This window comes from Bartonella saheliensis (assembly GCF_902162175.1).
Map to the genome: position 1 here is coordinate 1 of NZ_LR607234.1, position 11,706 is coordinate 11,706.

An 11,706-nucleotide genomic window follows, 5' to 3' on the forward strand; every position below is an offset into this window, starting at 1 on the left:
TAATCTATACCTCTTTTATTAAGTTAATTAGATACAATCTTAAAAGGAGTGTTTATATGCGTTATTCTAAAAAGAAATCATTTGCACTTTTAAACACCCTTATTTGGATTGCCTTTAAGAGGTTATACTGTAATCTCAAATGATAACTTTATAGCTTTCAAAAGCTTTTTAAAAAAAGGTTTGTATTCTCATTTTGCTTATAGGTTTTGAAGGTTTCTCAAACCCTCAAAATACCTTCAAAATATATTGATAGTTGTGTTTTTAGCTTTATAACATCACTATAGGTTGTTATTTTAAAACTTGATAAAAAATAACATATTGAAATATAATAACTTTTATTTTTGATTGAAAAAATATATTAAAGGGAGGGGTAAAAGGAACCCTCAAAATCTTCAAAATCCTCAAAACTCATAACCATAATGATCTTGATAGCATTTCTTATGATTATAAACTGTCTTTTGAAAGGCTTTAAAGGATCACATGTTTTCTAAAGACGTGGTTTAATCATTCTCTAAAATTATAAGTTTATCCATTTAAGTAGACTGATAAAATTCATTAAAGGATTTTGATAACGTAATTAGTTTTCACTTTCACATGCTTTTCATAAAGCACGTTTTAATCACTCACTAAAATCATTAAGTTTTGTCAGTTCAATTTACTGACAGATAACTGACAAATATATATACAGTTGCATTTAAGGTTGTATTGTCGATATAAGTTGTATCATTAAAATGCTAACATATTGAAATATAGTGCTTTTAATTTTCTCTCATTTAAAAAAAATAATATAGGCTCTAAAAAGAACTGACAAAAATGACAAAAGTCTATTCAAAGAGATTTTGCTAATCTCTATAGTTATCAATCTTTCTCTAGATGTTTTAATAAAAAGCTATAAATCGCAATTATCCTATTTATCATTTCTATTATGAAAATGAAAAATAATGCGGTGGCTATAAAGCAGATAACAGCTATAAAGCACGTGTTCAACACACTGATTTATAATGATAATTCACTGTTTTGTATGTTGAATGAGAGTCTCGAATAACGTAGGATTCTCTCATTTCAAATCTGTGTATGTTGTATCAGTCAAAACCACTCATTTGCACATAACAAGTGGGATGAGTGTGTGGATCAAATTTGTATAAGAAAGGAGTAAAAATGGTTCTTATGAATCGTCTTAATGCAAGGTCTGTCGCAACATTGGGGGCTGGCAAATATAATGATGGTGCCGGCTTGCTTCTTCATAAGCGTAAAGATGGAGGTGCTCAATGGATTTATCGTTATACCCTTCACGGGCGTCGTCGCGAAATGGGATTGGGCGCTTTGAGAGATGTTTCTTTAAAACAAGCCCGTGAATTGGCAACAGGATGGCGTTCTGTTTTACGTGAGGGGCGTGACCCCATTAAAGAACGCGATAAACAAAAGCGTGAAGCAATAAGCAATCTCCATTATTTAAAAGATATTGCACTAGATGCTTTTGAAAGCCGTAAAGCTGAATTAAAAGGGGAAGGGAAAGATGGAATTTGGTTTTTACCTTTACGCCTTCATATTCTCCCTAAATTAGGTTGTTTACCCGTTTCAGAAATTACGCAAACAGAGATACGCGATACCCTTGCCCCTATTTGGCATACAAAAGCTGGAGCTGCTCGGACAGCATTGATGCGTCTCAAACTTTGTCTCAAACATGCGGCTGCACTAGGTTTAGATGTTGACTTACAAGCAACCGAAAAAGCACGCGCTCTCTTAGGTAAACAACGTCATAAGATCACTAATAGACCAGCAATGGATTGGAGAGATATACCCGCTTTTTATAAAACACTTTGCCAAACAACAGCTATAACACAACTGGCTTTGCGTTTGCTCATCTTGACAGGCGTTCGTACGCATTCCTTACGTTATATTCATAAGGATCAGGTTGATGGAAATATATGGACAATTCCTGCTGAGAATATGAAAGGAAGGCGTGATACAACAAAAGAATTTCGCGTACCCCTATCTTTAGAAGCTCTAAAAGTGATTGAACAAGCCAGTTGTATCTCTAAAAGTGATTTCATTCTGTCTTTTTCCGGTCGAAGTCCCCTTGCTGAGAATGTTATGTCAAAATATATGAAAAAAAATAAACTTGATGCCTGCCCGCATGGGTTTCGCTCTAGTTTACGCGATTGGCTTGCTGAAACAACCGATGCCCCCTATGAGGTCGCTGAAACCATTCTAGCTCATACGGTCGGAGGGCAAGTAGAACGTGCCTATCGTCGTACTGATTATTTAGAACAGCGCCGTGTTTATATGGATAAATGGGCGGCTTATGTTACAGGTCAAGCTTAAGATATGGGGTGTATAACCCCATTATCTGTGGATAACTTGCTCTCTCTTCTCTCATTCTTTCTCAATAAGACTCATAAATTATCACATCAGAAAATGTATGATAATATATTGTTTTCTATGATTAAAATACCTTCAAAAAACAACCAAAATGTGCTTAATAAATGGGCATGATTTGTTTTCATTTTTTTACTCTTGAAAGGATTTTAAATGACAGAAAATGATATTCTTTTAACAGACCGTGAAAGTGCAAAATTGCTTCATATGAGTGTTTCAACATTCCGCCGTCATGTGACCAATGGCTCTTTACCAAAACCTTTAAAATTTGGTTTTTTATCGCGTTGGTTACAATCGGATCTTTTAAATGTAATAGAGCAAGCAAAACAGCAACGTTATAACGACGTCGCATAAAAGAAAACCTTGTCACGTAAGGACGGACAAGGCTCTCCATTTTCACTCAAATAATGAATAGCAAAATCCCGTCCTATGGTGCAATATTCATAGGATAAAAAAACATGTTGTCTTTTACGAATGCTCGGGGCATCACAAATGCCTTGCGGGGGATTTGGCATGGGCATTATGGAAGTGCCCGCTGTCCAGCCCATGATGATCAATTGCCTAGCTTATCTCTTGAATAAATTAACGTATCTTATAAACTATGCTAATTAGCGGCTTTAAAATTTTTTAAAATATTAAAAGAAAAATCTGCGATGTGAGAAAACTTAGGTGTCAATAACAATTCCCCTGCTTTGTTCTTTCGATTAAAGTATCAAGCTTATGTTTGCATCACTCTTTTCTTCTATTGATAGTTTCTCTTTTAATATGGAGTGGAGAAAAATCTTTTTTGTTAGTATATCCTAACAATCCAAGTTTTTGATTTTCTGTATCTTGTCAAATCACGAGAAACACGTAAATAAGCGTAAAATTTTGTCATGTTCAATAAAAATCGTCAATTAAGTGTAATCTTAGTATCAGAAAACACGATAATTTTCTTTGATACAAACAGTCAAAATGATTAAAGATAAAAACAGCTATCTTATTTTCATTTCAAACAACAAATTGAAAAAATCATAGGAAATTTAATTGATCAAATTTAACCATTAGATTAATATTTTAAGACAATTACAGAAAGGAATTTCCTATGCAAAAGAAATTACCCAAAAGTTATATGACCGATGCTGAGCGTGAAGAATTACGAGCAGGTGGATTAGATCAAAACTGTATTTATACTGCTGAATCAGAAGCGGCTGACCGTGCTAACGATAGCAAAGTGGCGTGGGAATGGTTGGCAATGACTGAACCTCCAGCACATACACTTTTGTTTCTTAAAAAGCGGCATGGAGCACAATTTATCCGTGATATGGGATTTTCTACTAAAGATGCTGATAAAGAATATGGTCCTGATTGGTTAGATAAAGATGTTATCATAGGAGGTCATCATTTCTAAAGAATTTGAGGAATTGGAACGTATCTTTGTCCGCGAAAGTAACTATGTAAAAAGTCTTGATGAGACATTGATTACTAAAAAATTACATAGTGTACGGAATGATTTATGTAATCATATTCGTAATATCGGAAAGAATGATGATTTGTCGTTACTTATTGATACGGAGCGTGGTCTTGTAGAAAATGATTTATTTAGATATTCCAATAGCAAAGCTATGACCAGTAGCCTTAAAACAGCATTAACTGAAATAGATGTTGTTAAGGACCACATAAAACTGGTTTCCAATCCTGAGAAATATGATGCGATAAATAGGGGATATAGCCTATCTAAAAATCGAAAAGGTAGTTTGCCTTATGATGAAGCACGTCAAGCAATGGCATCCCATTATGCAAGGCTAGGAAATCTAGACAAAGCGCGTTTAACAGACATTGAAAAATCTATCATTGATGCGAGAAGAGAAAATATCAAGGCAATGCAAAAACTCTACGAAAAGATGCAAGCCAAAGCTATTGGCATAGATTTCTAACTCAATAACGTACTCATAACAAAGCTTTTTACATTAATTTATTCACACATCTTTTTCTTAGTTCTGTTTGTATTCTTCATAGCAATATTTAGCTAGGTCTAAAGTCATCTTTGTATATGTCAAATTCGTATTCAAAATGTAATTGTGGATCTCTTAAATTAATTGAAAACATATTCATTATTGTTTGAAATACATTTTCATCACTAACAGAAAAACTAAAAAGTTTTTTTCATTATGAAAATCTGAAATGGTTAGTGTTATTTCTTTTTTGTTTTTTCCTTTAATAGGAAACTATAAAGAGGGACATTCACTCAGAAAGCTTACAATCACATCTTTTAAAAATGCCAAAAACCATAGCAAGTCTTGCGTTGATTTTTGAATTGACCGAAGGGGGGCGTTTTGAAATCAATAAAGATACTCTTCAAACAGCCTTGCGTTGGGAAAAATATCTATTAAGCCATGTCAAAAGGCTTTATGCGGCGGGGAATGCCTCTATAGACGATTGTGCAAAATTGATTATCGAGCGTTGTGATCATTTACCAAATGTTTTTACTGCACGCGATATTTACAGGCGTGATTGGAAATGTTTAAAAGACAATGAAGTCGTTAAGCAGGCTCTAGAGATTTTATGCCGTTCTAATCATATTCGTCAAATAGCAAGTGATAATAGCTCTAAAGGCGGTCGACCTAGCATACGTTATGAATGGCATCCTTTAGTCAAAAGCAACAGCATAAAACAATGAAACTCTGATAATTTTATTTGTTATCCTTAAAGCCTTCAAAGATCTTATCGTAGCAACATATCACGAATGATCTTTGAGGGTTTTTGTTTTATAAAGTAACGTTTAAATCTTGTGTCAACACTATCCAAAACTAACCTCTATAAGTTTTGGAGGGGTTTTGAGTTTTGACGGTTGCTGCTTTTAGATAAAAAAATAGTAAAAAATAAAAACGTTATATTTCAATATGTTAATATTTTACAGATCTTTAAAAAACAACCAATATTGATAATACAACCTCTAAATTCAATCAATAATATACGTTTTGTAGGGGTTTTGACAATTTTTGCACCGTCAAAACCTATTTGTTAAAGTCACTCATAAAACCTATCAAAATAATCATTCTGATTTTTTAAAAGCCCATAGTGCATTTGTCTTGATTAACATGTCAAACGATAAGCAAATTCCACTATTTTGCTGATCTTATCTCTCTTATAGGCTGTGGATAAAGTGCCTTAAAAACACTCTTTTGAAAAAATTTATCCGTTTTTTCTCATTTTTCTGCATTTTTTCTCATTTCGTTCAAAATGGATTTAATAAGCTTCACTTTGATTCTTTTGATAAGAATTAACCCTCTCATATCAAAATGGAGTTCTGTTGTAATATGCTGCAATCTATTAAGTCTGATCATGAACACGTTTCTTTACGCTCTCTTTTACAATCTTATCGTGAACAAGCGATATCAGATGAGGATAAGCAAGCTGCTTTTGAAAAGTTTGTTATAGCTTATTTAACACAAGACCCATTGCAAAAGCAGGAATATGAAAAGGTTCAAACTTATAGAGAAGTCGCTGATGAAAAGGGGTGGAAAGGAAGCGATAAAGACACTGATATTGATTTGGTCGCAAAAGTTCGTGATCAAGAAGAATATGTTGCTATTCGTTGTACATTTCATGAGACCAATCATCAGATTACACAAGATGATATTGAAAGCTTTATCGCTATCTCTGGCAAAAGCAGGTTTAAATATCGTCTTCTCATTGATAGCACGGAAGGTGAATTAAGCGAAAATGCCAATACGATGATTGAAGGACAAGCCGTTCCGGTTTATCGGATACATCTCTTTGATATGGAAAACAGTCAAATTGATTGGGGGATCTTTGATAAGACAGGCAAAATTGTTCTTTACGAGAGAAAAAAGAAAAGCCTTTTAGATCATCAGATAGAAGCACTGAAAGCTGTCTGTGAAGGTTTCAAAGAAGCAGACCGTGGCAAGCTGATTATGGCATGTGGGACGGGTAAAACATTCACAAGTCTTAAGATAGCAGAAACCATAGCAGGTCAAGGCAAGCATGTATTGTTCTTGGTGCCCTCTCTTGCTTTGATGTCACAAACAATCCGTGAATGGACACTGGATACAGAAGTGCCCTTGCGTTCCTTTGCGGTGTGTTCGGATAGGCAAATCGGCAAACGTCGTAAAGCCCAAGAAGATGATAGTGAATTATCGGCATCTGATTTAGCTTTACCGGCAACAACCAATGCACAAGAGCTTGTAGAGAAAGTAGGAAAGTTTTCACCCCATGCTATGGTTGTCATTTTTGCTACCTATCAATCTATTCAAGTGATTGCTGATGCACAAAAGGATCATGGATTAGCAGCCTTTGATTTGATTATTTGTGATGAAGCCCATAGAACCACGGGTGCAACATTAGGAAGCGATGAGAGTGAATCTGAGTTTGTTAAGGTTCATAACAACAGTATTATTCGAGGTCACAAACGTCTGTATATGACAGCAACGCCTCGTATCTTTAGTGATACAGCCAAAAAACGTGCTGATGAGGTGAATGCCGTTCTGGCGTCTATGGATGATGAAACCGTTTATGGAAAAGTTCTTTATACCTATAGTTTTACCGATGCGGTCAAGAATGAACTTTTAACCCCTTATAAGATTATTGTTTTGGGCGTTGATGAGGGAGAAATTAGTAAAACCATAGAGTTACCAACCACAAGTAAAGATTATGAACTTACTCTCGATGACAGAACAAAGATTGTTGGCTGTTATCAAGCTTTGACCAAAATGGATGTCAAGGTTGATCTTGGAGATGATACAGCGCCCATGCGTCGGGCTTTGGCTTTTTGTAAAGATATCCAAACCTCTAAACGTATCCGTGATACATTCCATGGGAAGGGTGTTAAGAGGATTTTCAAGAGACTTTATAAGAACCACCCCGATACGCCCCCTCTTATCTGTCAAGTGGATCATATTGATGGCAAGGATGGTGCAAAAGAGCGTACAAGAAAACTTGATTGGCTTGAAGAGAATGCGGGGGAAAATACGTGTCGTGTACTCACCAATGTGCGCTGTTTATCTGAAGGAGTGGATGTTCCTACTCTCGATGCGGTAATGTTTTTACACCCGCGTAAAAGCCAAGTAGATGTAATCCAAGCGGTGGGACGTGTGATGCGTCGTGCTCCGGGCAAGAAAAGAGGCTATATCATTTTACCCGTTGGGGTACCGGCTGGTATCCCCCCCGAACAAGCCTTAAAAAACAATAAAAAATACAGTGTTGTTTGGCAAGTTCTCAATGCTTTGCTTTCCCATGATGAGAATTTTAGCAAAACGCTTAACCAAATGAATTTAGGGCAAGATGTAAGCCACATCATAGATATTGTTACGGTTTCTCAAAATATTGACTTAGAGAATGTCACGACGGTTGTTGATGATATCCCCCTTCATGCAAAACCAGAAAGTACAAGTGCGGGGAATGTCTATCCACTGCGGAAATCTTTTAACCCCCATGACGGTCAAGGGCGTTTCAATTTTGTGATGGCGTTTCCTAATGCTCTAAGAACCCTTCTGATTAAAAGAACAACCTTATCTGATTATTGGGGCATCTGGGCGAACAATGTTGCTGAGATTGCGCAAAACCATATCAATCATCTTAAAGATATACTTTCTGATAAAACCAGTAAAGCCTATTATGCCTTTGAAAGCTTTCATAAGGAATTAAAGAGTAATTTAAACGACAGTATTACGCAAGAGGAAGCGCTTGAGATGTTAGGGCAACATCTTGTAACGCGCCCCGTGTTTGAAGCTTTGTTTGAAGGCAATAAATTTGTACAGAATAATAGCATCTCACAAGCGATGGAAAAGATCTTAGCTGAGTTGGATAAAACCAATATCAAGCAAGAATCGAAGGAATTACAAGCATTTTATAACAGCGTAAAATTCCGTGCCTCTGGGATTACCGAACCACAAGCAAGACAAAACCTTATTATTAAACTTTATGAAGACTTTTTTGCCAAAGCATTTAAGAAAACCACGGATAGGCTTGGGATTGTTTATACCCCCGTGGAGGTTGTGGATTTTATCATTCACTCTGTTGATGATGTCTTACGCAATGAATTTGGAAAAAGCCTAGGATCACGTGGTGTTTCTATTCTTGACCCCTTTACGGGTACTGGTACCTTTATCACACGGTTGTTACAATCCAATCTCATAAAACCAGAGGATATGGAATATAAATTCCGTCATGATATCCATGCCAATGAGATTGTTCTCTTAGCCTATTACATAGCAGCCATTAATATTGAATCGACCTATCATAGTCTTATGAAAGGTGACTACATTCCTTTCAAACATATTGGTTTGACTGATACGTTTCGGATGCTTGAAGAGAAAAACCTGCTACAAAAATTGTTTAAAGAAAACAGTGAATATTTGGAACATCAAAAGAAACTGAATATCAAAGTTATCTTTGGTAACCCTCCTTATTCGGTAGGACAAAAAAACGAAAACAACAATGCAAAAAATACCCCTTATCCTCTATTAGATGACCGTATTCGTGAGACTTATGCCGCTCAATCTAAAGTCACGAATATACGAAGTCTTTATGATAGTTATATCCGTGCTATTCGTTGGGCTAGTGACCGTATTGATAATGCTGGAGTAATTGGTTTTGTTTCTGGTTCTGGTTACGTAGAAAAGCCAACTATGGACAGCTTACGGAAATCTTTAGCCAAAGAATTTACGAGTATTTACGTGCTTAATTTGCGGGGAGATCTTCGCAAAAATATGTTAAGTAATGGACATGCCAAAGAAGGTGAGAATATTTTTGGTAATGGTAGTATGACTGGCATTGCTGTCACACTATTTATCAAAAATCCCAATGTTTCTGGAGAGTGTAAAATTTACTATCATGACATTGGTAATGATCTCACGACAAAAGAAAAGCTTACAGCTCTTGAGTATTTTGGTAGTATTGAGGGCATTACACGTGAAAATGCTTGGCAAATAATTACACCAGATGAACATGGGGATTGGATTAATCAACGTAATGACAGTTTCAAAACATTCCTAGCCACAGGTGATAAGAAAAGTCATGATAAAAAATTATTTGCAATGTTCTCTCGTGGGATTATGACAAGCCGTGATGCGTGGACATATAACTCAAGCCGTGAAGTTTTAGAGAAAAAAATGCGTAATATGATTACGTTCTATAATAGTGAAGTTGAACGTTTTAATAATAGTTATTTACATGCTGATCATAAGTTACGTGCTGATGTTGTAAATAATTTCGTAAACTCAGATGAAAGTAAAATCAGTTGGAGTCATAATGCCAAAAGAGACTTGCTAAAGGGAAAATCTTTCAATTTTAAAAAAGATTACCTTACGAAAAGCTTGTATCGTCCTTTTACACAACAGTGGCTTTATTATAATAGGGATCTCAATGATGGCGTTTATCAAATGCTACGTATATTCCCTACGGGAAAAGCAGTTGAAAATAAGGTAATACAACTTACAGGTATAGGAGCGAGATGTGGCTTTTCTGTACTTATGATTAAGACCGTATCTGATCTTCAGGTGATAGAAAATGGACAATGCTTTCCACGCTATATTTACGAAGACACTCCGGTTTCAAAAAGTAAAAGTGAAAAACAATCCCATTTATTTGCAAATGCTACAGAGCAAAACAAAACAGCTGGTTTACAGAGGCGTGATGCCATTACAGATGAGGGATTAGAACATTTTAAAGCTGCTTATCCTACTGAAACCATAACTAAAGATGATCTGTTCTATTATGTTTACGGAATTTTACATTCAGAAGATTATCGCGCTCGTTATGCTGATAATTTATGCAAGGAATTGCCTCGTATCCCTTGTGTAAAAACTGCTGATGATTTTTGGAAATTTGTTACAGCAGGTCGTGAACTCGGTCATTTGCACGTGAATTATGAAGATGTGGAACCTTATTCAGTTACATTTAAAAAAGGTAATCCAAAACAGACTGATATCTCTAATCCAGAAAAGTTTTATTACGTGAATGAAATGAAATTCGCAAAAATTAAGGATAGTAAGGAAAAGGATAAATCGACTGTTATTTATAACAGCAACATCATCATAACAGACATTCCTCTTGAAGCTTATGAGTATGTAGTCAATGGCAAGCCTGCTCTTGAATGGGTTATGGGGCGTCAATGCGTTAAGACTGATAAAAAGAGTGGTATTGTGAATGATGCTAATCGCTATGCTATTGAGACAGTGGGTAACCCTGCCTACCCTCTAGAATTGTTTCAAAGGGTTATTACTGTAAGTTTAGAAACAATGAAGATTGTTAAGAACTTACCAAAATTAGAAATAAGAGAAACTGAATAAGCCTATAAAGCATGCTCACATAATGGGCATGCTAATCTCATAAGGGGTATAGAATATAGCTATACCTCTTTTGTGAGTGATTACCTATAATCTTAAAAGGAATAATTTATTATGCGTTATTCTAAAAAAAGAGCATTTGCACTTTTAAACACTCTACTTTGGATTGCTTTAAGACTTATAAGAAATCCCCTTTTAAACAAGATAAGATTTATTTGGATTGCCTTTAAGAGATTATACCGTAATCTCAAATAATAGCTTTATCCTTTTTAAAAGCCTTGTTTAAAGAGAGTTATGTATATTCATTTTGCTTATAGGTTTTGACGGTGCAAAAATTGTCAAAACCCCTACAAAACGTATATTATTAGTTGAATTCATAGGTTGTGTTATCAATATTGGTTGTTTTTTAAAGATCTGTAAAATATTAACATATTGAAATATAACGTTTTTATTTTTTACTATTTTTTTATCTAAAAGCAGCAACCGTCAAAACTCAAAACCCCTCCAAAACTCATAACCATAATGATTTTGATAGCATTTTTATCATTATAAACTGTCTTTTGAAGGCTTTAAAAGATCACATGTTTTCTAAAGACGTGGTTTAATCATTCACTAAAATGATTACTTTTGTCGGTTCAATTTACTGACAGATAACTGACAAATATATATTATGAGTTGAATTTATGGTTGTATTGTCGATATAAGTTGTATCATTAAAATACTAACATATTGAAATATAATGATTTTAATTTTATCTCATTTTAAAAAAACACTATAGGGTCTAAAAATAACTGACAAAACTGACAAAAGTCTATTAAAAGGGATTTTGCTAATCTCTATAGTTATCAATCTCTCTTTAGATGTTTTCATAACAGACTATAAATCGCAATTATCCTTTCTCTTATGAAAATGAAAAATAATGCGGTGGCTATAAAGCAAATAACAGCTATAAAGCACGTGTAAAAAAAGCAGGCTTTCATAATCACAATGCAAATGAAAACGTTATTATAACGATAATCCCTACAAAAAACTATTAAGT

At 34.9% G+C, this 11,706-nt stretch carries 7 protein-coding genes; all 7 read left to right on the forward strand.

Annotated features, from left to right (window positions below; genetic code table 11):
• Positions 1–1,158 precede the first annotated feature (1,158 nt).
• A complete protein-coding gene (locus FS875_RS08345; RefSeq protein ID WP_144755575.1) occupies positions 1,159–2,325 on the forward strand; it encodes a tyrosine-type recombinase/integrase in 1,167 nt (388 codons plus the stop codon).
• Positions 2,326–2,532: 207 nt separating this feature from the next.
• Positions 2,533–2,733, forward strand: coding sequence for a helix-turn-helix transcriptional regulator (locus FS875_RS08350; RefSeq protein ID WP_007347430.1), 201 nt, complete (start codon positions 2,533–2,535; stop codon positions 2,731–2,733).
• Between the two features lie 104 nt (positions 2,734–2,837).
• Positions 2,838–2,960, forward strand: a complete 123-nt coding sequence (locus tag FS875_RS10840) for a hypothetical protein (RefSeq protein WP_281282253.1) — start codon at positions 2,838–2,840, stop codon at positions 2,958–2,960.
• Between the two features lie 503 nt (positions 2,961–3,463).
• Complete coding sequence (locus FS875_RS08355) at positions 3,464–3,769, forward strand: hypothetical protein (RefSeq protein WP_144755578.1); 306 nt, start codon at positions 3,464–3,466, stop codon at positions 3,767–3,769.
• A 70-nt stretch (positions 3,770–3,839) separates the two neighbouring features.
• Positions 3,840–4,295 (forward strand): hypothetical protein, encoded by a 456-nt coding sequence (locus tag FS875_RS08360; RefSeq protein ID WP_208000011.1) that lies wholly within the window; start codon positions 3,840–3,842, stop codon positions 4,293–4,295.
• A 305-nt stretch (positions 4,296–4,600) separates the two neighbouring features.
• Positions 4,601–5,038 carry a DUF3987 domain-containing protein gene (locus FS875_RS08365; RefSeq protein ID WP_281282254.1) on the forward strand — a complete coding sequence of 146 codons (438 nt, stop codon included), beginning with the start codon at positions 4,601–4,603 and terminating at the stop codon, positions 5,036–5,038.
• A 640-nt stretch (positions 5,039–5,678) separates the two neighbouring features.
• Entirely contained in the window at positions 5,679–10,670 is a 4,992-nt protein-coding gene (locus FS875_RS08370; RefSeq protein ID WP_144755585.1) for a DEAD/DEAH box helicase, read from the forward strand.
• Positions 10,671–11,706: the final 1,036 nt, after the last annotated feature.

What these genes read in the sequence shown, in the direction of transcription:
- FS875_RS08345 (WP_144755575.1), top strand. Translation starts at nt 1,159, where the DNA reads ATGGTTCTTATGAATCGTCTTAATGCAAGGTCTGTCGCAACATTGGGG.
- FS875_RS08350 (WP_007347430.1), top strand. Translation starts at nt 2,533, where the DNA reads ATGACAGAAAATGATATTCTTTTAACAGACCGTGAAAGTGCAAAATTG.
- FS875_RS10840 (WP_281282253.1), top strand. Translation starts at nt 2,838, where the DNA reads ATGTTGTCTTTTACGAATGCTCGGGGCATCACAAATGCCTTGCGGGGG.
- FS875_RS08355 (WP_144755578.1), top strand. Translation starts at nt 3,464, where the DNA reads ATGCAAAAGAAATTACCCAAAAGTTATATGACCGATGCTGAGCGTGAA.
- FS875_RS08370 (WP_144755585.1), top strand. Translation starts at nt 5,679, where the DNA reads ATGCTGCAATCTATTAAGTCTGATCATGAACACGTTTCTTTACGCTCT.